Below are 21,165 nucleotides of genomic sequence, written 5' to 3'. Positions count from 1 at the left end.
GGTGCCCGCGCCTCATTGCGCAATTTGCTGCAATCGCTGCTGCCAGAGTGGGGCCAGCAGATCGAACAGCGGTGTCGGTTGGCGCAGCATCTGCGGCGTATTGACGCCCGAGGCCATGGTGATGCCGGGGGTGCTCAGATCCGCATTGGCCAGCTGCTGCATCCAGGCCACGTTCAGGCTGCCGTCGGGCATGGGCCGGGAAAAGATCAGTTCCACCATCTTGTGCGCCTCGGCACTGCCGCGTTGCTCGGCCAGCCGGTAAAAGCGCACGGCCTCCGCAAAGTTGGCTGGCACGCCCTGGCCCCGATGGTACATGCGCGCCATGCTGAGCGCTGCCTGGGCGGTGCCGCTCGCGGCGGCCGTCACCGGCGCTGACATGGAAGGCGAATGCGCCTTCAACTCCTTGAGGTTATGCGCGGCAAAGGGGGAACGCGATGCTACGCGGCGGAAGTAGGCGTCTGCCTGGGGCAACTGCCGGTTGCTGAAGGCGATGATGCCCAGCTCGATGTTGGCAGGAATATCCCCGGCCGCGGCGGCGCGCTCCAGCAGCTGCGCTTCAGGTATGGGAGCGGCGGCGTTGGCTGCCTGGTCCGGCGTGGCGATCTGCAGCGGCTGGCGTTGCGCGGCTTGGAGCCAGGCGAGGTAGTCCGCGCGCCCCGGATGCGCGGCGCGCAGGCGCTGGATGGCGCGTGCCGCGCTCGCGGGATCGCGTGGACCGGCGCAGCCGTCGATGCCGCACCAGGCGATGCCCGCAAAAGCCCAGGGCTCGCGGCCTTGCCTGGCCGAGCGTTCGAACCATTGCAGCGCCAGCGGGCGGTCTATGCGCACACCGGCGCCATGCAGGTGTATCAGTCCCAGCTGCCATGCGGCCTGGGCCGCCACCGCCGTGGAGCCGTAGCCGCTGGCGGGCGCCGCGGTGCGCTCCAGCTGCCGCAGTTCCCGGTCCAGGGCCTTGTCACGCGACTCGCGCGGCAGCAGCGCACCGGCGGCCACCGGCGCGGCGTTCATGGCCGGCGTCTGCACCACCGGAGGCGCCTCTATCGGATGCACCTCGGCATCCAATGGTGCAATGCTTGAAGCATTGACGCGCGCCGGCTCCATGCGCTGGGGTACGGGGGCTGCGAGCTCCGGCTGGGCCACCAGGGTGGCACGCGCGCGTGCCACCGCGGGCACGGTGGTGATCAGCACGCCCAGACCTATGGCTTCCACCACCATGGGCCAGCGGCTCCTGTAGAGGGTGGGCCGCATCACTTGGCCTCGTTTTCGCCGGGCGCAGCCGGCTTGCGGCCGACCACGTTCCAGCGAAGTGTTTGCGCCACGGCGCCGCGCGGGCCCATCGCGTCCAGGAAGCGCTGCTGCAGGCCCTGCACGCCTTGCAGATCCTTCACCGCGGTCAGTGCCGGCCCTTGCAGTTCGGGCGGCAGCTTGGGCATTGCATCCTCGTTCGTGGCAATGCACAGTGCGCTTTCCGTGCCCGGCTTGCCCGCATCCAGGATGAAGCCGGGATTGGCGCCCATCCAGTCGGGAATGCGTATCGCCTGATCGGCCGCCACGAGTGTATTGGTCTGCAAGGCATTCGGCAGCAGGCGTGTCACCGTTCCCGCCGCATCGACGTAATAGCAGTAGAGATGCGATGCCTTGGAGACGGTGGCGGAAATGAAGATCTGGTCGCCTTCGCTGAAAGCCGGACGCAGGCCCGCAGGTTGCGGGTTTTCCAGTTGCATGGTGATGAACCACGGGGCGACAGCCGCCGTTGCGGGGAACGTCACGCGGCTTGTGGATGGGCCGCTCTTGTCCCAGCCAATCCGTGTGAGCGCACCGTCCTCACCCAGGGCCACGAAGTTGCGCAGCGCGAACTCGTAGGTGGAAAAGTCGATGACGCCTGTCACCACGAGACCCGTATCCGCCTGGAAGCGCGCCAGCGCCTGGCGCATCGCGGGGTGGTTGGCGCCCAGGTCGCCCTGATCGCTGGACAGATAGCCGCGGCTGATGAGCGAGGAACGCACCAGTCGCAGTTGGCCCGAGGTGCCGCTTTCGTTGAACCAGTCGCGCATCTGGCGCTGGAAATTGGGGTTGGTCTGATTGAGCATGAGGCATTGCCAGTAAGGCACGCGTGCCCACTTGCCCACCAGCTCGATCATGGCCAGGTCGACCAGGGTGCGCAGCGCGCCGCCTGTGCCCATGGCGTAGTCGCGTCCCACATTGAAGCGCACGCCGTAGGTGCCGATGCGGCCGGCAAGATCCAGGCCCTGTCCGGCACCGCCTATGACCACCTCGTTGGCAGAGTCCAGGCCGGGAATGATGGTGCGCGTGCGGAAGTCGCCCAGATGCACTTCCAGGGCCACGACGGTGGTGGAGTTGCTGGCGCTGTAACCCGCGTCGACCCGGTCGCTCGACACGCCGGCACTCTTGCGCTGGCTGGTGACGTTCTGGTCGACAAACGCAATGGCACCCGACACATAGAGAGCGGGGCGCTGCAACTGCATCTGGTTGTTGTTGAGCAGGATGGTCGTCAGGTTCTGCACCGTGTCCTGGCGGGCGATGTCGACCTCATAGTCGACGTAGCGAAATGCGTTGCTCAGATGGGACATCTGCGACAGGGAGGTCACCACCATGTCCTTGACCGCGACCGGCACCTTGCCCGAGAAATCCGGGAACTGCTTGCTGCTGATCAGCGTCGTCGGCAACTCTGCGGCCCGCAGCATGTGATCCATGCAATTGAGCGAATCCGAAAAGCTGGAGATGGAACGCACAGGCCGTACCACGGGGCGGTTCAGACTGGTGGTCTGCTCATGGACGGCCATGTCGCGTCGCGCATCCAGCTGGCCGCAGCCGCTGCCCAGCAGCATGGCTGCCAGTGCGGCGCAGTGCCACTTTTTGCCGGGCCTGTTCCAGAACCGCGGTTCTCCCCCCAGCAACTTCCCTGCGGCGTATGTCGTGTGTTCCATGATGACCTCTTTTTTGCGGACCGTGGTGCAACCATGTTTCGGGATTCTTGGCCGGTTCTCAGTTGCAGATGTTGATGACGTCGCCTCGCAAGACCACCACCTGTTCGTTGTTCATGGTCTGTACGCCGCTGGGCGCCGACACGCTGCCTATCGACTGATAGCAGGTGGTCTGCGTGCCATTGGTCTTGACGGCCTGCACGACATCCTTTTCCGTCTTGATCTGGCCGAGATTCGGGGAGTAGGCCTTTGCCGTGTAGCGGCTGACCTTGGCCGCGATGTCATCGGAGAGATCTTTGCGGTACTGCACGTTGCCCGACCGCACTGCCGGAGCGGTGGGCAGCTGCAGGTAGGTCACGCGGCCGGTGATCGTCACCGGGTCTTCTCCAGGGGCCGCCAATGCAGTCGCTGGTGCGATGGGCGCCAGGATCCACAGCAAAACCCCGAGATGCAGAGAGCGAGGAAAGCAAGTCATGAGAATTCTCCTGGCGAGTACTTCGGCCAAGGTGCCGGATCGGCAAGCCGACCCGGCACTTCTCGAGCGGCGCTTTCGGCGCCGGTCGGTGCTGAACCAGCGGCTCAGTGGGCCAGTGCGAAGGGGCCGCAGGCCGGGCCTACGCAGACAGCTGGAGGGGGGTCGCAGGAATCGTTGGAGGCAATGTTCTGGATTGCCACCGCATGCGTGCCCCGGGCCAGGTTGGCGACCTGAGCGCCGTTGAGAATGCTGGTGCTCTGGTTGGAGTAGCCCGTGATGCTGACCTTGCCGTAGTTGGACGACAGGTTCTGGATGGCCGCAGTGCTCTTGCCGTCGGCCTCGTTGCTGACCCGGGTGCCGTAGCCCGAAACGCCTACAGCCTGAATGCTGGTGCCGCTGATGCTGATATCGCCCATGTTGCTGGCCGCGTTCTGGTAGGCCAGCGCCGCATCCCGGCAGTTGGACCCGTAGCAGCCGGCGCCGCTGTCGGCCTCATTGGTCATGGAACCATTGGTGACGTAGACCGTCTGTGTGGAGCTGCCGGTGAGCCAGTAGCTCTTGTCGACTGTCACGTCGCCCACGTTGGATGCCAGGCTCTGCACCGCGACATCGCCTGCCGACCTGGCATCGTTGGTGACGTTGGCCTGGGTCAGGATGGCGGTCTGCGACGAGGTGCCCTTGATCTCCACCCCGCCCTTGTTGGAGGCGATGTTCTGGTTCGCATAGGCATAGTCCTTGGCGGTGTTGGTCACGTTGCCGCCATTGACCGATGCGACCTGTACGGAGGTGCCGCTGATCTTGAGTGTGGGTGTGCTGACGGGCTGTGTCGCCATGGCAGCCGTGGCGATAGCGCTGAGGGCAAAGAAGGCAAGCGATTTCATGAGATTTCTCCTAGAAGAGCCAACAAATGCCGCGGTGAGATTGGTGTGCTTCCATCTCCCCCCCGGATCTAGACTTGGCCAGGGCTGCGGGCCTTGGCTTTGTCGGGGTTCAGTTTCATCGCTGGCGCGCGGCGCCTCAATCACCATAAATGGAGTGTAAAAAAAAGATTTGCTCTATCTATTTGGGCGCATGAATAGTCAAATTCAGCATGGCTATCGCATTGCTTGCTATGAAAAAAGAATTCATGACGAAGCGTTAGTATTTGAAACAAATTGATTCTTTTGAAATTCTTGGTGAATATCTGGAACCTTTGTAATTTCCGCGCCCGTCATCTTCCGTACGCTGCTGTACCCAGCGCTGTCTCGAGGAACTGCCGGGTTGGAGCCTTGCGGCCAGCACCAGTGCAGGCGCTCAAGACCCTAGGCCTTGGAACAATGCGTACGCTTGGTTACCGCTGGCGAGAGTCCGGCATGCAGCCATGCCTGCGGCAACAACGCCTGTTCACCCGGGGACCGGCCATCGCAATGATGCTTACAGCTGCGCTGGGTCGATGCCGCGACACTGCAGATCGCTGTTCCACCGCGCGCTCTTTGCACTGTCTGTCGCAAAGCTGTCTGGAGCGCCTGCATGTGGTCCGTTGGGCCGGCGCAGAATTGGCAGGCCATAGGGTAGCCTGCTGTCAACCATCTGCCCCAGGGGACGGAACGGTCGCAAGAGGTGTGTCTTAAATGGAAAACAAAAGTAACTATTGAAATTAAATTTGAATTCTGAAAAAAGATGTTGATACTTGTTTCATTATCTTTTGGACGAATGTATGCGGGGACCACGCTGCCGCTGTCAGCAGCAATCGCTTGTCTCTGTAAAAGGAGTTCTTATGATGCCCGTTGACGTTTCCCTGGCACCGCCGGCTGCAAGCTCACTTGGTGCTTCAGCTGCCCAGCCTCCGCAGTCGCACGCTTTTTCGTCAGTATCGGCGCGCCCGAGCACCCGAATCTGGCCCGACTTCCTCGTGGGCCAGGTGGACAAGCCGGTGCGCGTGCTGCTGATCGATGACGATGCACATATCCGCATGGTGATCGCCCAGGAGCTGATGGCCGACGAACGCACCTTGCTGGTGGCGCAGGCCAGCAGCATCAAGGAAGGGCGCAAGGCGATACGCCAGCACGCATTCGATGTGATGCTGGTCGACATGCACCTGGGCGACGGTGAAGGGCTGGAGCTGATCGACTTCATGAAGACGCTGCATCCGTCGGCCGAAGCCGTGGTGGTGTCGATCATGGAGAGCGACGATCTGGTGCTGCGCGCGTTCGAGCTCGGCGCCACGGGCTATCTGATCAAGAACTCCTGGTTCGGCAACTACCCGATGGCGGTGCTGCAGGTCGCCAACGGCGGCGCGTCGATCACGCCCAACCTCGCGCGCCGCCTGCTGCAACGCTTCGACAAGACCGCCGTGGAGGAAGTGCGCCGGCGCCAGCCCGACGAGGCCGAGCGCCTGTCCGCGCGCGAACGCGAAGTGCTGCGCATGGTGGCCGGCGGCTATACCAGCGTGGAGATCGGCGTGCGGCTGGCGATCAGCAGCATGACCGTCAACACCCACATCAAGAACATTTACCGCAAGCTCCAGGTGCGCACGCGTGCCCAGGCGGTGCGCTTTGCGTCGCTGCGGGGGATGTTCTGATGTGTCGGCCTTGCTGACGCAGCGGCTTTTGCCGGCGAACCATGTTCGGCCATCCATCCCTGCGCCGTGCCGATCTTGCCGCACTGCTGGCGCTGCTGGCATTGTTGTTATGGTTCTTTCCCCTGGTCCTGCTGTGCTGGCTGGCAGCCAGCGGGCGGCTGCAGCCCGCTGCGGATGCCTCCGTTCGCGTCGTGGCCGGCGCGGCCCTGGCCAGCTGGCTGCTGGTCGGCGCCTGGCTGGGACTGCAGGCCTGGCGGGCCCTCGTCTGGCGCCGCCGGCGCAATCCCCGACCCTCGCGCGAAATCCAGCAGGAACGCCAGCGCATTGCGCGCGCGCTGCACGATGCCGTCGGCTCGCAATTGGTCAACGCTGCGATGCTGCTCGATACCAGCGACACGCGTCAGATACAGCTGCATGCAGTGCTTGAACATTGCCTGCTCGACCTGCGGCTGCTGGTCGACAGCATGGATGGCGACCAGAGCATGCTGACCGACCGGCTGGCCATCCTGCGCCACCGCTTGCAGCCGGTGCTCGAACGCCGCGGCATCGACTGCCGGTGGGAAGTGCCCGATAACCATCAATCGGGATTGTTCACGGGCGAGGCCGCGCAGCACATTGCGGCCATTGTTCAGGAAGCACTGAGCAATATGCTCCAGCATGCGCAGGCCAAGGCCCTGGAAGTCCGGCTCGAGCAGGAGCAGGACGAATGGCATCTGCGCGTGCGCGACGATGGCGTGGGCATCGTCCAGGACGCGGGCGCATCGGACTATGGCAAGGGCTTGCACGGCATGGCCTACCGTGCGGCGCGGGCCGGCGCGCGTCTGGAACGCGGTCCGGGCATAGCCGGGCGCGGTGTATGCGTGCATGTGTACTGGCCCGTGGCAGCGGCGCGGCATTGACGGCGCGCTGCGCAGGTGTCATCCATACAATCCTGAACATGTTTCGAGGTCCCCGCTGACAGGCATGCCGGGAGCTTTGGGATGCAATGGACGCTTGCTGCCTTCCTCTGCCACCCACCGCCCAAGCCATGCCCGAGAATTTCCCTGAACCCGCATCGGCTGCCTCCGCGCGGCCGCAGCCCGCCCCATCATCGGGCAAGACTTCACAGGTTTCGCGTCCGCGCGGCGAAGCACCCGAGCGCGCCGCGGTCGAAACCCCGGTGTTTGCCCAGCTGGCATCCATGCTTCCGGCCCTGCGCCTGCTCATCGGCCTGCTGATTGCCGCGCTGGTGATCGCGGGCCTGTTCTTCGGGCGTGAACTGCTGGTGCCGCTGGCGCTGGCGCTGCTGCTGGGGTTCCTGCTCGATCCCGCCGTGAGCCGGCTCAAGCGCTGGGGTCTGTCGCGCATGGCGTCCACGCTGCTGGTGGTCGCCATCACGCTGTGCGCGCTCGGCGGCATGGGCGCCTACCTGGGCAACCAGGTCAGCCAGCTGAGCTCCGATCTTCCGACCTATCAAAGCACCATACGCACCAAACTGCGCGATCTGCGCAAGTACATCAGCGGCCCCAGCGTCTGGGATGGCGCGCGCAAGACCTACGACACGGTCGAAAAGGAAATCACCAGCCCCAGCAGCCGTGCGCCTGCACCGCGCGTGCAGAAGGTCGAGATCCAGCCCATCGAGCTCAAGCCCCTGGCCCAGTTCACGGCCTGGCTGGACAAGATCAGCGAGCCCGTGCTGATGGCCGGCATCGTGCTGCTGTTCGTGGTGCTGATCCTGCTGGACCGCGACGACCTGCGCGACCGGCTGGTGCGGCTGATGGGCGGTAACCTGCATCTGGCGACGAATGCGCTCGACGAAGCATCCGAACGCATAGGCCGTTATCTGCGCATGCAGTTCATCGTCAACGCAAGCTATGGCGTACCCATGGCGGTCGGGCTGTGGTTCATCGGCGTGCCCGGAGCGATTCTCTGGGGCGTGGTCGCGGCCATCATGCGCTTCGTGCCTTATGTGGGGCCCATGGTCTCGGCGGTGTTTCCGCTGGCGCTGGCCTTTGCGGTCGACCCCGGCTGGAACATGTTTCTCTGGACGCTGTGCCTGATCCTGCTGCTCGAGCTGATCAGCAACAACGTGGTCGAGCCCTGGCTCTACGGCACCAGCACGGGCTTGTCCACGCTGTCGATCATCGTTGCGGCGACGTTCTGGACCGCGCTGTGGGGGCCGGTGGGCCTGATCCTGTCCACGCCGCTGACGGTGTGCCTGCTGGTGCTGGGGCGCTACCTGCCGGCGCTGAAATTCATGGAAGTGCTGTTGGGCAATGCCCCCGTGCTTGACGCGCCGCGGCGCCTTTACCAGCGCCTGCTGGGCGGCGATGTGGAGGAGGCCATAGAGCTGTGCACCGACACCGTCGACACGCTGCTGCCTGCCAAGCCCACGCCGGCCCAGGTCAGTGACGGTGTGACCCGACTGTATGACGATGTGGTGATGCCTGCCTTGCGCGTGGCCACCAGCCACCATACGGGCGCGGCCACGGCCGAGCACCGCTTGCGCCTGGCGCAGGGCATGGAGCTGCTGCTGGTGGAACTTGCGGAGCAATATCCGGCGCCCGCGCCCGCCGACACCGGTCTTGCGCCGCGCCCGCGCGTGCATTGCGTGGGCGCGCGCTGGGAAGTCGATGCGCTCGCGGCCGCGGCCATGGCGCATGCATTGGCCCTCAGCGGTCATGCGGCCAGCCACTCCGTGCATGCGCTCAGCGCGCGCATGCAGGCGCCCGACGACGCCAGCTGGGGCGAAGTCGAATTGCTGTGCCTGTCGGTGTTCACTCCCCAGCCCGAAGCGCAGGTGCGGCAGATCTGCCGGCGGCTGCACCGGCGCTGGCCCGGCCTGCGCATCGTGCTGGCCTTGTGGAATGCGCCGCCCGCGCTGCTGGCCGAAGGCGCGGCCGCGCAGTTGGGGGTGCAGGCAATCACCACCAGCGTGCGCGAACTGCGGCTGCGCGCCGATGCCTTGCTCGCCGCTTCGCCCGATGCCGGGCCGCTGGCCGCGCCCGTGGGCGACAACGACGCGCAGCGCGTCGCGGCGCTCCATGCCAGCGGCTGGCTGGATACCAACCACACCGAGGCCATCCACGACATGGTGGTGCACGCAGCGAATGCCTTCCATGTGCCTTTTGCCCAGGTCTCGCTGGTCGACGCCGACTGGGTGCATACGCCGGGAACGCTGTTGACTTCGACACGCGACGGCGCGCAAGGCAGCGGCCTGGAGCGCGCGCTGTCGGTCTGTTCCTATGTAGTGCACGAAGAGCGCGAATTGCAGGTCGAGGACATCGCGCGCGATCCGCGCTTTGCCGACAACCCGCTGCTGCAATCGGCGCATCTGCGCTTTTATGCAGGAGTGCCGCTGCATGACCGCCATGGCATGGTGCTGGGCAGCTTCTGCATCATGGACACCGAGCCGCGCAACCTTGCCGCCAACGAGTTCGCGCTGCTGCATGATATGGCGCGCCAACTCCAGACCACGCTGTCGCGCAGCGCGGAAGTGCCGCCGCCGTCGGACGCGGGGCCAGCAATGCCTGGCGCGCCGGCAGACGCACCTGCGCCTGGCCCGCTGCTGGGCCCGGGCACTGGGCCGGCAATGGTCTGAGTCAAGCGCGCCGCGCCAGGCGCGCGCCTCAGGTGTTGCAAAAGCGGGTCAGCGCGCGTCCTTGGCACGCGCGCTGCGTTGATCCTGCCATCGCCAGCGACGCCAGCGACGCCAGAGGGGCAGATGCTCCAAAGGCGGCTGCGAAGCAGTCTGCGCGTCCTCGGCGATTCCAGCACTGCCAACAGTTGTTCTTTCTGCGCGAGCCTCGGCCCTTCCCATACTGCAAATGACGTCGCTGCTGCTGCCAGCACGCGCTGCGTCACGGGAAGAGACGTGTCTTATCTGCAAGGAGAACATTTATGCAACCCAAGATCAGCCATCTCGCAACGGCGCTGGTGGGGGCCGTCGCCGCATTGGCCTCGGTGTCCGGCATGGCCTGCACGCTCGCGCCGGCGAATCCGGTGAGGATCAAGCAGCTCATGGCCAATGAGATTGCTCACCGGCTGGGCCTGCGGCCTCAACAGATCCCATTCGATGCCATCACCGAGCCCCGGTTGATCACGCCGCTGGGGCTTGGCGCCGATTGCAGCGGGCTCGGGGCCTATCATCATTCAGCGGGCTTCCGCATCCGGCAGCCAGGACGCCAGGGTCCTGGTCCCGGTCCGGAGCCCGGACCCGGACCCGGACCCGGACCCTGGCCCGGCACCGGGCCCGACGGCGGCCCCCGACCGGGCTGGCCGCCGGGCGGCGGACCCCGTCCGTGGCCCGGTCAGGGCCAACAATGCGTTTATGAAGGCGCGGTGGTCGTGCTGGGCTATGGCTATTCCAGCCCGGTGTCCGTGAACTTCGAGCGCCGCTGCCGTTGAGCGCTGCCTGGCGTGTCCGCGCTCTTGCGCCGAACCGGATCGGATCACGCACCTGACGCGCAAGCAGATCGCGCACAGGCTGGGCGCGGCCGCCCTGCGCATTCTCCGGCCCGCGCCATTTCGCCGCCGCTGCTGCGCCTGCGGTTTCCGCCGGGTGCGGACTGGGCGCTCATCACACTAGCGCAGGCTTTCGCCGGGAAAAGGCTTGACGGGCGGACCCGGGTTCGCCGCCGATATCGCAGCGGTTGTCCACGGAGTCCGCCGCGGCCATCGGCCGTTTGCCGCCCGACGCAGCGGCATTCCTGAGCACCTGCATCCATGAAGCTGTGGCGGCGTTGATGGGCATTTATGACACCCGCCTCGTTGTCGCTCATTTCAGCCGCCGCCGTCGCTGCGGCCCAGGCGACGCTTTTTGCAAGGAGAATGGCGTGCAAATTTCAATGAAACCGCTGGTGCTGGCCCTGCTGGGGAGCGCCGCCTTCACGGTCCCGGCATGCTGCATGGCCTGCTCGCTGGCACCTTCCGATCCTTTGCTGCTCAAGAAAGCGATGCTCAAGGAAATTGCATTTCGACTAGGCATCAGTGTCGAGCAGATTTCCCTGGACGGCATCACTGCGCCCGAATCGCACCGCCCATTGGAGTTGGGGGTGGATTGCAGCGGCCTCGCCGCCTGGCATCACAGTTCTGGCTTCCGGGTCGCCGTCGCGACGCAGCAGCACGCCTTTGCCACCATGGCCAAACCGCACACGGCAGCGGGCGCCGTGGCCCGCTACCGAGCGCGGGTGTCGTCGGGGTTCTATTCGGGCCGGGACGCCGCTGTCTCGCGCGACATCGCGCGCGTACCCAAGCCAAAGCCTTTGCCGCAGGTGGACTACTCCGCTGATGTGCGCTGGCCGCAGTACCCGGGCGAAGCGCAGTTCGTGCAATCCTATCCGTTCCCGCCGGCTGGGCAGCGCTGGCCCCAGTTTCCGCACGAGTCGCCGTTCCAGGGACAAGCCCCTGGGCCGTTTCCCATGCGTTGGTCCACCCTGGGCGTGCTGCCCGCCAAGCCTTCGGGGCAAGGCTTTTGCCGCTACGAGGGCGTGGCCGTGGTGCTCGGCCATGACAGCTCCAGCCCGGTCGCGGTGAATTTCCAGCAGCATTGCGATTGACGGCGGGACGCGCAGGCGAGAGCTGCCCGCCGGCAACGCAGTGCCCATCGAGACGCGGATGGGGCGCAGCTTGCGGCATGATGGCGTCTGCCGGTGTCGGCTTGTTCCTTGTTTGCACGATCTGCTGTGCCTGCCTTCGGCTGGTGTTGCCTGAAGGCTTGCAGCAGCGTGCCCTGTTTACCGTGAATGCTTCTCATAATTTGTTGACCGCGCAGATGCGCGACGTGATCCGCCGCATGGAGCGGGCAGGGCGCCCGCCCTTGCACAGCCTGTCGCCCGAAGCCGCGCGTGCCGCCTATGCCGCGGGCTCGGGCGTGCTCGAAATCCCCAAGCCCGCGCTGGCGCGGGTCGATGAATTGCAGATACCGGCGCGCGACGGCCACCCGATGCCCGCGCGGCTCTATGCGCCCGCACCGGCCGAGTCGGGCCCGCTGCCCGTGCTGCTGTACCTGCATGGCGGCGGCTTCACCATCGGCAGCGTGGAAACGCACGACGTGCTGTGCCGCGAACTCGCACGCCAGGCGGGCTGCATGGTGGTTTCGCTCGACTACCGGCTCGCACCCGAACACCGCTTTCCCATGGCCAGCAACGATGCCTGGGATGCCTTGCAATGGCTGGCACTGAACGCCCGGACGCTGGGCGCAGATCCTGCGCGCCTGGCGGTCGGTGGCGACAGCGCGGGCGGCACGCTGGCCGCGGTGAATGCGATATTGGCGCGCGATGCGGGCCTCGCGCTGGCCTTGCAGTTGCTGATTTACCCCGGCACGACCGCCCACCAGGACACCGACTCCCACCGCCGTTTCGCGCATGGCATGGTGCTCGAGGAGGCCAGCATCACCTGGTTCTTCGGCAACTACGTGCGCAGCCCCGCTGACCGTGACGACTGGCGTTTCGCGCCGCTCAACGCCCACGACCTCGAAGGCGTGGCGCCGGCTTTCGTGTGCCTGGCCGAATGCGATCCCTTGGTTGACGAGGGCGTGGCCTATGCCGACCGGCTGCGCGCTGCGGGCGTGGCCGTGGACCTTGAAATCTACCGCGGCGTGACCCACGAATTCATCAAGATGGGCCGCGCTATCCCCCAAGCGCGCCAGGCCCATGCGGACTGCGCGCGCGCGCTGCGCCTGGCTTTTGGACTGGAGAACTGAACATGCTGCACCGGGAATCGTTTCGCTGTTTTCATCGCCTGCGGGTGCGCTGGGCCGAGGTGGACGCGCAAACCGCGGATGCGGACAGCGCGTACGCGCTGCGCCTGGCTTTTGGACTGGAGAACTGAACATGCTGCACCGGGAATCGTTTCGCTGTTTTCATCGCCTGCGGGTGCGCTGGGCTGAAGTGGACGCGCAAAAAATCGTCTTCAATGCACATTACATGATGTATGCCGACACGGCGATCAGCGAGTACTGGCGTGCCTTGGCCTTGCCTTACGAGAGCGGTTTCGCGCGATTGGGCGGTGAACTGTATGTGAAGAAGGCCACGGTCGAATACCACGCGTCGGCGCGCTATGGCGATGTGCTCGACGTGGGCGTGCGCTGCGCCGCCATCGGCAATTCGTCTATGCGCTTCGAGATCGGCATCTTCAGCGGCACGGCGCTGCTCAGCAGCGTGGAGCTGGTCTATGTGTTTGCCGATCCCGCGACGCAGAAATCCCAGCCCGTGCCGGCCGCGCTGCGCTCGCTGATCGATGATTTCGAAGCCGGGCGCGCGTTCACAGAACTGCGCTCGGGCGACTGGAATCTGCTGGGCCGCGAGGCGCTGCGCCTGCGCACCGACGTGTTCGTGCGCGAGCAGCAGATCGATGTCGCGCTGGAAGTCGACGGCCGCGATGAAGCGGCGCGCCATGTCGTGGTCTACAACCGCCTGGAGCAGGCCGTGGCCACGGGGCGGCTGATCACCGAAGCGCCGGGCGTGGGCCGCATAGGCCGCCTGGCCGTGGACCGCGACCTGCGCGGCAGCCGTCTGGGCCGCCAGGTATTGGACGCGCTGGTTGCAGCTTCGCAGGCACGCGGCGACCGCGAAGTGCAATTGCACGCGCAGCGCAGCGCTGAAGGCTTCTATCTGCGCGCGGGCTTCAGCGTGCAGGGCGAGCCCTACGAAGAGGCCGGCATAGAGCACATCACCATGGTGCGCGTTTTCTGACGCGCGCCGCGCATCACTTCAACTGGAATCCCCCATGCGCAATCTACTGGCTTTGAGTGCTGCCCTGGCGCTGCCCCAGGCCCAGGCCGTGGCGCAGGTGGCGGTTTCCACGCCGCTGCACCAGGCCGCGGCGCGGGGCGATGCGCACGCCATCGCGCAATTGCTGGGCCAGGGCGCGGCCATCGACGCGCGCGATGCCCAGGGCCGCACGCCCTTGCTGGTCGCCACGCATGGCAACCATGTGCAGGCGGCGCGCGTGCTGATAGGCGCGGGCGCCGATGTGAACGCCAAGGACAGCATCCAGGACAGCCCTTATCTCTATGCGGGAGCGCGCGGACATCTCGAGATCCTGACGATGGCGCTGGCCCAGGGCGCCGATCTGCGTAGCACCAACCGGTTCGGCGGAACCGCGCTGATTCCGGCGAGCGAGCGCGGCCATGTCGACACCGTGCGCCGACTGATCCAAGCGGGCGTGGCGGTCGACCATGTGAACCGGCTGGGCTGGACGGCGCTGCTCGAAGCCATCATCCTGAGCGACGGCGGTCCGCGCCACCAGCAGATCGTGCAGGCCCTGGTCGACGCGGGCGCGAACGTGCAGCTCGCGGACAACGAGGGCGTCACGCCGCTGCAGCATGCGATCCGGCGCGGCCATGCCGAAACCGAAAGCATTCTGCGCGCCGCGGGAGCGCGCTGAGGGACCTAAGCCGGGGCTGGCCTCAGATATCGTCGAGCAGCACGTAGGGCAGGGGCTGGACGGCCAATGCCGGTCCGCCGGCGCTGCCGGCGTGCAGTGCTTCTTCGGCCGACGCAATCTGCATCGATACCAGGGCCAGCCAGCCGCCGCCGGGCGCGGGCGCGGCCTGCACCACCGTGCCCGTGGGCTGCTCGGCGTCGCTGGCGGCGAACACTTCCATGCCGACTTGCAGCGCGGTCTCGGACTGGACGATATAGGCGCGGCGCTTGAGCGTGCCGCGGAACTGGCTGCGCGCGACGATTTCCTGGCCGGGGTAGCAGCCTTTCTTGAAGTTCACGCCGCCCAGCGATTCGTAGTTGAGCATCTGCGGCACGAACAGCTCGAACAGCGGCGCCGTGAGCGTGGCCACGCCGCTTTGTACTTCGCTCCACAGCCAGATATCGGCGGCCAGCGCGGCGGCCTGGGGCGCGGGCGTGCCCACGGGGGCGATCCACAGCGCACGCGGCTGGCCGGCGGCGGGATAGAGGTGGACCAGATGCGCTTCGCCCAGGTCCTGCTTGTCCCAGGGCGCGGCCTGGCCCTGGCCCGCAGCCGCGGCGACGGCGTCGCCGATCAGGCCGTACAGCGTGAATTCGGCCGTGGCGTCGCTGAGTTTGGCCTTGGCGCGCATGACGAACATCGACAGGCGCTTGAGCGTGGTCGCGAGCAGATCCTGGCTGCAGATCAGCAGCACTTCGGTGGCGCTGCGCTTGAAACCGATGAAACTGGCCTGCATACGACCCTTGGCCGACAGGAATGCGGCCAGGCGCGCATGCTGCAGGTCCAGCAGCGCGAAGTCCTGCGTCAGCTGGTTGTGCAGAAAGCTGGCGGCGTCTTCGCCTTGCACGCGAATCACGCCGAGGTGGGAAATGGGGGCAATGCCATGAAAGGACTGGGTCATGTGTGAATTATGATGCCCGCTCACTTTCATGGGGCGGTAAAGGTTGTGCGTAGATTCTTCCAAGGACTGCTTTTTCTGGTGTTGATGGCGCTCGTTGCCGGGGGCGCGGCCGCCTGGTGGCTGCTGCAGCCGCTGGCGCAGGGCGCGCCTTCGCTCGAGCTCGAGATCGAACCGGGCACGACGCCGCGCGGCGTGGCGCGCGACGTGGTCAAGGCCGGCGTGCAGACCGATGCCCGGCTGCTTTACGCCTGGTTTCGCCTGTCGGGCAAGGACCGGCTGATCAAGGCCGGCAATTACGAGATTCCCGCGGGCACCTCGCCCTACCAACTGTTGCAGAAGCTCGCGCGCGGCGAGGAGTCGCTGCGCGCGCTGACGCTGGTCGAAGGCTGGAACTGGCGCCAGGTGCGCGCGGCTTTGGCGCGCGAGGAATTCCTGCGCCAGGACAGCGCGGCGCTGAGCGACGAAGCGCTGATGGCCGCACTGGACAAGCCCGGCGTCGCGCCCGAAGGCCGCTTCTTCCCTGACACTTACACCTATGCCAAGGGCAGCAGCGACATTGCCGTGCTGCGCCGCGCGGTGCATGCGATGGACCGGCGCCTGCAGCAGGTCTGGGAAATGCGCTCCGCCGACCTGCCGCTGCGCTCGCCCGAAGACGCGCTGGTGCTGGCCAGCATTGTCGAGAAGGAAACCGGGCGCGCCAGCGACCGCGCGCAGATTTCGGGCGTGTTCATCAACCGCCTGCGCATAGGCATGCCGCTGCAGACCGACCCCACGGTCATCTATGGTCTGGGCGAAGCGTTCGACGGCAATCTGCGCCGCAGCCATCTGCGCGCCGACACGCCGTGGAATACCTATACGCGCAACGGCCTGCCGCCGACGCCGATTGCCATGCCCGGCAAGGCGTCGATGATGGCTGCCGTCCAGCCCGCGACCACGCCGGCGCTGTATTTTGTCGCCAAGGGCGATGGCAGCAGCCACTTCAGTGCTTCGCTCGACGAGCACAATAGAGCTGTGAACCGTTACCAGCGCGGACGCTGAACCAGCGTCCGCCGCATTGAGGATTTTGAGATGAGCCAGAACGGCCTGTTTATTTCATTCGAAGGCATTGATGGCGCGGGCAAGTCCTCGCACATCAGCGGCCTGGCTGCGGCCTTCACCGCCCAGGGCCGGCGCGTGGTGCTCACGCGCGAGCCCGGCGGCACGCCGCTGGCCGAGAAACTGCGCGTGCTGCTGCTGGGCGACGCGATGGATCCGCTGACCGAAGCGCTGCTGGTGTTCGCGGGCCGGCGCGACCACCTGGTGCAGGTGATAGAGCCCGCGCTGGCGCGCGGCGACGTGGTGCTGTGCGACCGCTTCACCGACGCAACGTTCGCCTACCAGGGCGCGGGCCGGGGCTTTGATCTGGCGCCGCTGGCCCAACTCGAGCGCCTGGTGCAGACCGGCGTCGCTCCCGACCCCGCACAATTGCGCGAACCCGATCTCACGGTCTGGTTCGACCTGCCGCCCGAAGTCGCGGCCGCCCGCCTGGCGCATGCGCGCGTTCCCGATCGTTTCGAAGCCCAGCCGCTCGAATTCTTCCGCCGCGTTGCACAGGGCTATGCCGACCGCGCCGCGGCCGCGCCGCAGCGCTTTGCGCGCATAGACGCCAACCACGAGCGCGCGCTGGTGTGGCGCCAGCTGCAGGCCACGTTTGTGGGCCGCGGCTGGTTGCCCGCGCCTGCCGACCAGGACCTGCCATGAGCGCCGTAGAGCGCCCCGCGGTCGCGCCCTGGATCGCGGCCCAGCGCCAGGCGCTGCTGGCCCAGCGCGGCCATGCCTGGCTGCTGCAGGGGCCGTCGGGCCTGGGTCAATACGCCTTGGGATTGGAAATGGTTCGCGCCTGGCTGTGCGAGGCGGTCGCCGACGGCCAGGCCTGCGGCCAGTGCCGCAGCTGCCACGCGATCGACGTGCGCGCCCATGCCGACTTGTGCGTGCTGATGCCCGAAACCCATATGCTCGCGCTGGGCTGGCCGCTGGCGGAAAAGGCCCAGGCCGATATCGACGACAAGAAGCGCAAGCCCAGCCGCGAAATCCGTGTGGATGCCATGCGCGACGCCGTCGAGTTCACCCAGCGCACCAGCGCGCGCGGGCGCGGCAAGGCGGTGCTGGTCTACCCGGCCGAGCAGATGAACCCGATCACGGCCAACGCCTTGCTCAAGACCTTGGAGGAGCCACCGGGCGATGTGCGCTTCGTGCTGGCCAGCGAGTCGGCCCATCAGCTGCTGCCCACCATTCGCAGCCGCTGCCTGATCCACACCATGTCCTGGCCCGGTGAAGCCGAAATGCTGGCCTGGCTCCAGGCCCAGGGTCTGGAGCCCGTAGCTGCCCAGGCATTTCTCAAGGCCTCGGGCGGGCGGCCCGAAGACGCGCTGGCGCTGGCGCGCAGCGGCAAGCCGGCCCAGGCCTGGACGCATCTGCCGCGCGCACTGTCCCAGGGCGATGTGTCGGCGTTTGCCGATCTCGCGCCGGCGCAGGTGATCGCCGTGCTGCAGAAGATCTGCCATGACCAACTCGCGCGCGCCAGCGGCGCGGCGCCGCGTTATTTCGCGCCGGCCGACCTGCCCGTGCCCGCACCGCTGGCGCTGCTCGCGGCCTGGAGCAAGGAGCTCACGGCCGCGCTGCGCACCGCGGAACACCCCTTCAATGCGGGCCTGATGCTCGAGGCGCTTGTCGCGCGGGGCCGAAGCGTCCTAAACTCCAGGCCATGAGGGCCTGCGTCGTGCGGCTCCTTCCTTTCCTCCCACCATTGCCATGAGCCAGATTCCTCCCACGCCGCGTCCCAGCGTCATGCAGTTGGCCATCAAGGAAAAGGCCGCCCTGTACGCCGCCTATATCCCCATGTTCGCCAGCGGGGGCATTTTCGTGCCCACGCCGCGCGAGTACCGGCTGGGCGACGATGTCTACGTGCTGCTGACGTTGCCCGAAGACACGCAGCGCTATCCTATCGCCGGCAAGGTCGCCTGGGTCACGCCTGCGCGCGCTGCGGGCAACCGGACCCAGGGCATAGGCATACAGTTTCCCCAGGACGAGAAGTCGAGCCAGCTCAAGGCCAAGATCGAACAGATCCTCGGCGGCGCGCTGGCCTGGGACAAGGCCACGCAAACGGTCTAGGGTACCTCTGCACAAATCATCGCGCCGTGTGCATCTGCGCACACTGACCGCTCGATTTATGCAGACGATCCCTGGCAGCGCGCATTCCCGCGGCTGCATGCCGATCCGCAGGCAGCGCGCATGCGCTGCAGTCGGGATCGGCATTTTTGTTTTGAGAGTATTTGATGTTTACCGATTCCCACTGCCACCTGAACTATCCCGCGCTCGCGCAGAACCTGCCGGAAATCCGTGCCGCGATGGCCCAGGCCCAGGTGGACCGCGCGCTGTGCATCTGCACGACCATGGAGGAGTTCCCTGACGTGCATGCGCTGGCCACGGGCTACGACAACTTCTGGTGCACCGTGGGCGTGCACCCCGATACCGAAGACATGACCGAGCCCGGCGTGCAGGACCTGCTCGAGCGCGCCGCGCTGCCGCGCGTGGTGGCCATCGGTGAAACCGGCCTCGATTACTACGGCATGGAAGACCGCAAGGGCGGGCGCACGATTGCCGACCTCGAATGGCAGCGTGAGCGCTTTCGCGTGCATATCCGCGCCGCGCGTGCCTGCCACAAGCCGCTGGTGATCCATACGCGCAGCGCGTCCGACGACACGCTGGGCATACTGCGCGAAGAGGGCGAGGACGGCTCGGCGGACCAGGCCGGCGGCGTGCTGCACTGCTTCACCGAAACCGCCGAAGTCGCGCGCGCCGCGCTCGACCTCGGGTACTACATCTCGTTTTCGGGCATCGTGACATTCAAGAACGCGCAATACCTGCGCGATGTCGCGGCCTTTGTCCCGCTGGACCGCATGCTGATCGAGACCGACAGCCCCTATCTCGCGCCCATGCCCTACCGCGGCAAGACCAACAGCCCGGCCTATGTGCCTTATGTCGCCAAGCAGATCGCGGCCGTGCGCGGCATGCCGGTCGAGGACATCGCGGCGCTGACCAGCGCCAACTTCGACGCCTTGTTCAAGGGAGTGGTTTCATGACCAGAGTGCATACCCGCCGCCATTGGCTGCAATCCGCGGGCGCCATCGGCGCTCTGGGTCTCGCCGGCCTGGCCCAGGCCGACGCGGCCGTCGATTTCGAACGTGCGCTGATCCAGGACAACCCCAAGGCCATGGTCGATCTGATCTTCCGTGGCGCCGATCCGAACACCAAGGATTCGCGCGGCCGCCCCGGCATGGTCGCGGCGCTGCACCGCGACTCGCTGCGCGTGTTCGAGGTGCTGGTGCAGCTGCCGGGAATACGCCTCGATGACGTCAGTGCCCAGGGTGAAAGCGCGCTGATGATGGCCGCGATCAAGGGCCACCTGGCGCTGGTGAACAAGCTGCTCGAGCGCGGCGCGGCAGTGAACAAGGACGGCTGGACCGCCTTGCACTATGCGGCTTCGGCTGCGCTGCCCGACAGCCTGGCCATCGTGCAGTTGCTGGTGCGCAAGGGCGCCCAGGTCGATGCCCCATCGCCCAACGGCACGACGCCGCTGATGATGGCCGCGCAATACAGCTCGGAAGACGTGGTCGCCCAGCTGCTCAAATACGGCGCCGATCCGCGCGCCAAGAACCAGCGCGGCTGGAGCGCGGTCGATTTCGCGCGCCAGGCTTCGCGCGACTATCTGGTCGATACGCTGACCCAGGCGCAAAAGCGCCAGCCCAGCGCCGCACAACCGGCGCGCCGACCGGGCTGGTGAGGGGCCGGGTCAGCAGGCCGCCTGCGCCCATTCGGCGTACAGGTCGGGCTGGCCCGGCATGCGCAGGTGGCAGATCTCCATGGACTGCTGGGCAAACGGCTTGGCAAGGTCCTCGTAGATCGCTGCCGTAGACAGCCCGAACGGCGCGCCGTCTTCGTTGGAGTAGGCATAGGCGACCTTGCGCACGCCCGCCATGCGCATTGCGGCCATGCACATGGGGCAAGGATGGCCGCTTGCATAGACGCTGCAGCCGCTCAGGTCGGGTGAGCCGAGTTGGCGGCTCGCGGCGCGCAGCGCCGTCAGTTCGGCATGGGCTGTGGGGTCGTTGGTGGCCCGGATTTCGTTGACGCCGGTGGCGATGACCGCGCCGTCACGCACCACGACCGCGCCAAAAGGGCGTCCGCCCTGGGCTATGTTGGCGCGCGCCAGGGCGATGGCCTGCTGCAGATATTGGTTGTCGTTCGTCATGGGGCGGTATCCTTCAGTGGGCCAATATAGAGATATTGCGCAAATATTAAGGCCAACGTCCGCCATTTTCTGCAACATGCCGGTGGCAGCGGCGCGCCTGAGCGCGGGCCGCCGCAGCGGGCTTTCAATCGGGTGCGATATCCGGCTCGTTGCTCGGCGAGAAGGGCGGGTGGGGCGGGTCATCGCCGTCGGCCGGCTTGGCGTCGTCGGGCGTGAGCGGCTCCTGTTCGGGGTAGGGCTTGCCCACGGGGTCCATGTCCTCGTCCTCTGGAAGCGATGCTGGCTGCTTGTTCATGGGTGCGATCCTGTGCGTTGAGGTGTTCCCAGCGTGGCGCAAGACGGCACTGGCCGTTGTAGGAGCGCTGCCCCGATTCCCACCGGCCCATCCATCTAGTCCAGGCGCTCGATGAGGAAGCGGATTGCGGGAATGCCTTCCTGGCCGCCCAGCGGCATGCTCTGCGAAAGCGGTCCGGGCTCGGCGACGACCCGGTAATTGGTCCATCCCGCCTGTTCCGCATAGGCATGGGCCTCTTCCTCGGTGTTGAACGATTCGGTGGGTGTCATTTGCGCGCTCCTTGGCTGTGGTGC

23 protein-coding genes are annotated in these 21,165 nt (G+C 66.4%); 15 read left to right on the top strand and 8 right to left on the bottom strand.

All coding sequences use genetic code 11. The features are described 5' to 3' along the window. Positions 1 to 12: 12 nt before the first annotated feature. From RR928_RS01570 to RR928_RS01555, 4 genes are all read right to left on the bottom strand, one after another. On the bottom strand, positions 13 to 1,248 hold the full coding sequence (locus tag RR928_RS01570; protein ID WP_332536615.1) for a tetratricopeptide repeat protein: 1,236 nt from the start codon (positions 1,246 to 1,248) through the stop codon (positions 13 to 15). Further along, positions 1,248 to 2,849 (bottom strand): DUF4384 domain-containing protein, encoded by a 1,602-nt coding sequence (locus RR928_RS01565; protein ID WP_332536617.1) that lies wholly within the window; start codon positions 2,847 to 2,849, stop codon positions 1,248 to 1,250. The genes RR928_RS01570 and RR928_RS01565 overlap by 1 nt, the downstream gene beginning before the upstream one ends. A 157-nt stretch (positions 2,850 to 3,006) precedes the next feature. Continuing rightward, a complete protein-coding gene (locus RR928_RS01560) occupies positions 3,007 to 3,321 on the bottom strand; it encodes a hypothetical protein (RefSeq protein WP_332536619.1) in 315 nt (104 codons plus the stop codon). Positions 3,322 to 3,524: 203 nt separating this feature from the next. Then, positions 3,525 to 4,301 carry a hypothetical protein gene (locus RR928_RS01555; RefSeq protein WP_332536620.1) on the bottom strand — a complete coding sequence of 259 codons (777 nt, stop codon included), beginning with the start codon at positions 4,299 to 4,301 and terminating at the stop codon, positions 3,525 to 3,527. 875 nt (positions 4,302 to 5,176) lie between these two features. Between RR928_RS01555 and RR928_RS01550 the strand changes: the two genes are divergently transcribed. The 9 genes from RR928_RS01550 to RR928_RS01510 all read left to right on the top strand — a co-directional run bounded on the left by RR928_RS01550 (position 5,177) and on the right by RR928_RS01510 (position 14,347). Then, entirely contained in the window at positions 5,177 to 5,980 is an 804-nt protein-coding gene (locus tag RR928_RS01550; RefSeq protein WP_332536622.1) for a response regulator transcription factor, read from the top strand. Between the two features lie 41 nt (positions 5,981 to 6,021). Then, a complete protein-coding gene (locus RR928_RS01545; protein ID WP_332536623.1) occupies positions 6,022 to 6,879 on the top strand; it encodes a sensor histidine kinase in 858 nt (285 codons plus the stop codon). A 128-nt stretch (positions 6,880 to 7,007) separates the two neighbouring features. Further along, entirely contained in the window at positions 7,008 to 9,560 is a 2,553-nt protein-coding gene (locus RR928_RS01540) for an AI-2E family transporter (protein WP_442881899.1), read from the top strand. 299 nt (positions 9,561 to 9,859) lie between these two features. Then, entirely contained in the window at positions 9,860 to 10,366 is a 507-nt protein-coding gene (locus tag RR928_RS01535; protein WP_332536625.1) for a hypothetical protein, read from the top strand. Between the two features lie 245 nt (positions 10,367 to 10,611). Next, on the top strand, positions 10,612 to 11,517 hold the full coding sequence (locus tag RR928_RS01530; RefSeq protein WP_332536626.1) for a hypothetical protein: 906 nt from the start codon (positions 10,612 to 10,614) through the stop codon (positions 11,515 to 11,517). A gap of 215 nt (positions 11,518 to 11,732) precedes the next feature. Further along, the gene (locus tag RR928_RS01525) at positions 11,733 to 12,662 is read left to right on the top strand and encodes an alpha/beta hydrolase (protein ID WP_332536652.1); all 930 of its coding nucleotides are present in this window, start codon (positions 11,733 to 11,735) and stop codon (positions 12,660 to 12,662) included. 2 nt (positions 12,663 to 12,664) lie between these two features. Continuing rightward, on the top strand, positions 12,665 to 12,790 hold the full coding sequence (locus tag RR928_RS01520) for a hypothetical protein (protein WP_332549485.1): 126 nt from the start codon (positions 12,665 to 12,667) through the stop codon (positions 12,788 to 12,790). A 5-nt stretch (positions 12,791 to 12,795) separates the two neighbouring features. After that, positions 12,796 to 13,653 carry a YbgC/FadM family acyl-CoA thioesterase gene (locus RR928_RS01515; RefSeq protein WP_332536653.1) on the top strand — a complete coding sequence of 286 codons (858 nt, stop codon included), beginning with the start codon at positions 12,796 to 12,798 and terminating at the stop codon, positions 13,651 to 13,653. A gap of 34 nt (positions 13,654 to 13,687) precedes the next feature. Then, the gene (locus tag RR928_RS01510; protein ID WP_332681263.1) at positions 13,688 to 14,347 is read left to right on the top strand and encodes an ankyrin repeat domain-containing protein; all 660 of its coding nucleotides are present in this window, start codon (positions 13,688 to 13,690) and stop codon (positions 14,345 to 14,347) included. A gap of 22 nt (positions 14,348 to 14,369) precedes the next feature. On the opposite strand, the gene ygfZ is transcribed toward RR928_RS01510, so the two are convergent. Next, complete coding sequence (gene ygfZ / locus RR928_RS01505; protein WP_332536630.1) at positions 14,370 to 15,287, bottom strand: CAF17-like 4Fe-4S cluster assembly/insertion protein YgfZ; 918 nt, start codon at positions 15,285 to 15,287, stop codon at positions 14,370 to 14,372. A gap of 84 nt (positions 15,288 to 15,371) precedes the next feature. Between ygfZ and mltG the strand changes: the two genes are divergently transcribed. The 6 genes from mltG to RR928_RS01475 all read left to right on the top strand — a co-directional run bounded on the left by mltG (position 15,372) and on the right by RR928_RS01475 (position 20,109). Then, positions 15,372 to 16,325: an endolytic transglycosylase MltG gene (gene mltG, locus RR928_RS01500; protein WP_442881472.1), complete on the top strand. Its 954-nt coding sequence runs from the start codon at positions 15,372 to 15,374 to the stop codon at positions 16,323 to 16,325. Between the two features lie 30 nt (positions 16,326 to 16,355). After that, the gene (gene tmk / locus RR928_RS01495; protein WP_332536633.1) at positions 16,356 to 17,027 is read left to right on the top strand and encodes a dTMP kinase; all 672 of its coding nucleotides are present in this window, start codon (positions 16,356 to 16,358) and stop codon (positions 17,025 to 17,027) included. Then, positions 17,024 to 18,034, top strand: coding sequence for a DNA polymerase III subunit delta' (locus RR928_RS01490; protein ID WP_332536635.1), 1,011 nt, complete (start codon positions 17,024 to 17,026; stop codon positions 18,032 to 18,034). The genes tmk and RR928_RS01490 overlap by 4 nt, the downstream gene beginning before the upstream one ends. A gap of 43 nt (positions 18,035 to 18,077) precedes the next feature. After that, the gene (locus RR928_RS01485) at positions 18,078 to 18,437 is read left to right on the top strand and encodes a PilZ domain-containing protein (protein ID WP_332536637.1); all 360 of its coding nucleotides are present in this window, start codon (positions 18,078 to 18,080) and stop codon (positions 18,435 to 18,437) included. 164 nt (positions 18,438 to 18,601) lie between these two features. Next, a complete protein-coding gene (locus RR928_RS01480; protein ID WP_332536639.1) occupies positions 18,602 to 19,408 on the top strand; it encodes a TatD family hydrolase in 807 nt (268 codons plus the stop codon). Further along, positions 19,405 to 20,109, top strand: coding sequence for an ankyrin repeat domain-containing protein (locus RR928_RS01475; protein WP_332536641.1), 705 nt, complete (start codon positions 19,405 to 19,407; stop codon positions 20,107 to 20,109). Before RR928_RS01480 ends, RR928_RS01475 begins: the two co-directional genes overlap by 4 nt. Positions 20,110 to 20,118: 9 nt before the next feature. Here the strand turns inward: RR928_RS01475 and RR928_RS01470 are convergent, their stop codons facing one another. From RR928_RS01470 to RR928_RS01460, 3 genes are all read right to left on the bottom strand, one after another. Next, positions 20,119 to 20,577: a nucleoside deaminase gene (locus RR928_RS01470; protein WP_332536643.1), complete on the bottom strand. Its 459-nt coding sequence runs from the start codon at positions 20,575 to 20,577 to the stop codon at positions 20,119 to 20,121. 124 nt (positions 20,578 to 20,701) lie between these two features. Then, complete coding sequence (locus RR928_RS01465) at positions 20,702 to 20,872, bottom strand: hypothetical protein (RefSeq protein ID WP_332536645.1); 171 nt, start codon at positions 20,870 to 20,872, stop codon at positions 20,702 to 20,704. 95 nt (positions 20,873 to 20,967) lie between these two features. Beyond that, positions 20,968 to 21,141, bottom strand: a complete 174-nt coding sequence (locus RR928_RS01460; RefSeq protein WP_332536647.1) for a hypothetical protein — start codon at positions 21,139 to 21,141, stop codon at positions 20,968 to 20,970. Positions 21,142 to 21,165 lie beyond the last annotated feature (24 nt).

The sequence above is a fragment of the Comamonas sp. genome (assembly GCF_036666375.1).
In the GTDB taxonomy this organism is placed as follows: Bacteria; Pseudomonadota; Gammaproteobacteria; order Burkholderiales; family Burkholderiaceae_C; genus Comamonas.
This window is presented reverse-complemented; position numbering and strand designations above follow the sequence as displayed.

Excerpts from the sequence above, each read along its gene's own strand:
- RR928_RS01570 (WP_332536615.1), bottom strand. The coding sequence starts at position 1,248 with ATGCGGCCCACCCTCTACAGGAGCCGCTGGCCCATGGTGGTGGAAGCC.
- RR928_RS01565 (WP_332536617.1), bottom strand. The coding sequence starts at position 2,849 with ATGCTGCTGGGCAGCGGCTGCGGCCAGCTGGATGCGCGACGCGACATG.
- RR928_RS01555 (WP_332536620.1), bottom strand. The coding sequence starts at position 4,301 with ATGAAATCGCTTGCCTTCTTTGCCCTCAGCGCTATCGCCACGGCTGCC.
- RR928_RS01550 (WP_332536622.1), top strand. The coding sequence starts at position 5,177 with ATGATGCCCGTTGACGTTTCCCTGGCACCGCCGGCTGCAAGCTCACTT.
- RR928_RS01545 (WP_332536623.1), top strand. The coding sequence starts at position 6,022 with ATGTTCGGCCATCCATCCCTGCGCCGTGCCGATCTTGCCGCACTGCTG.
- RR928_RS01540 (WP_442881899.1), top strand. The coding sequence starts at position 7,008 with ATGCCCGAGAATTTCCCTGAACCCGCATCGGCTGCCTCCGCGCGGCCG.
- RR928_RS01535 (WP_332536625.1), top strand. The coding sequence starts at position 9,860 with ATGCAACCCAAGATCAGCCATCTCGCAACGGCGCTGGTGGGGGCCGTC.
- RR928_RS01525 (WP_332536652.1), top strand. The coding sequence starts at position 11,733 with ATGCGCGACGTGATCCGCCGCATGGAGCGGGCAGGGCGCCCGCCCTTG.
- RR928_RS01520 (WP_332549485.1), top strand. The coding sequence starts at position 12,665 with ATGCTGCACCGGGAATCGTTTCGCTGTTTTCATCGCCTGCGGGTGCGC.
- RR928_RS01510 (WP_332681263.1), top strand. The coding sequence starts at position 13,688 with ATGCGCAATCTACTGGCTTTGAGTGCTGCCCTGGCGCTGCCCCAGGCC.
- ygfZ (WP_332536630.1), bottom strand. The coding sequence starts at position 15,287 with ATGACCCAGTCCTTTCATGGCATTGCCCCCATTTCCCACCTCGGCGTG.
- mltG (WP_442881472.1), top strand. The coding sequence starts at position 15,372 with ATGGCGCTCGTTGCCGGGGGCGCGGCCGCCTGGTGGCTGCTGCAGCCG.
- tmk (WP_332536633.1), top strand. The coding sequence starts at position 16,356 with ATGAGCCAGAACGGCCTGTTTATTTCATTCGAAGGCATTGATGGCGCG.
- RR928_RS01490 (WP_332536635.1), top strand. The coding sequence starts at position 17,024 with ATGAGCGCCGTAGAGCGCCCCGCGGTCGCGCCCTGGATCGCGGCCCAG.
- RR928_RS01485 (WP_332536637.1), top strand. The coding sequence starts at position 18,078 with ATGAGCCAGATTCCTCCCACGCCGCGTCCCAGCGTCATGCAGTTGGCC.
- RR928_RS01480 (WP_332536639.1), top strand. The coding sequence starts at position 18,602 with ATGTTTACCGATTCCCACTGCCACCTGAACTATCCCGCGCTCGCGCAG.
- RR928_RS01475 (WP_332536641.1), top strand. The coding sequence starts at position 19,405 with ATGACCAGAGTGCATACCCGCCGCCATTGGCTGCAATCCGCGGGCGCC.
- RR928_RS01470 (WP_332536643.1), bottom strand. The coding sequence starts at position 20,577 with ATGACGAACGACAACCAATATCTGCAGCAGGCCATCGCCCTGGCGCGC.
- RR928_RS01465 (WP_332536645.1), bottom strand. The coding sequence starts at position 20,872 with ATGAACAAGCAGCCAGCATCGCTTCCAGAGGACGAGGACATGGACCCC.
- RR928_RS01460 (WP_332536647.1), bottom strand. The coding sequence starts at position 21,141 with ATGACACCCACCGAATCGTTCAACACCGAGGAAGAGGCCCATGCCTAT.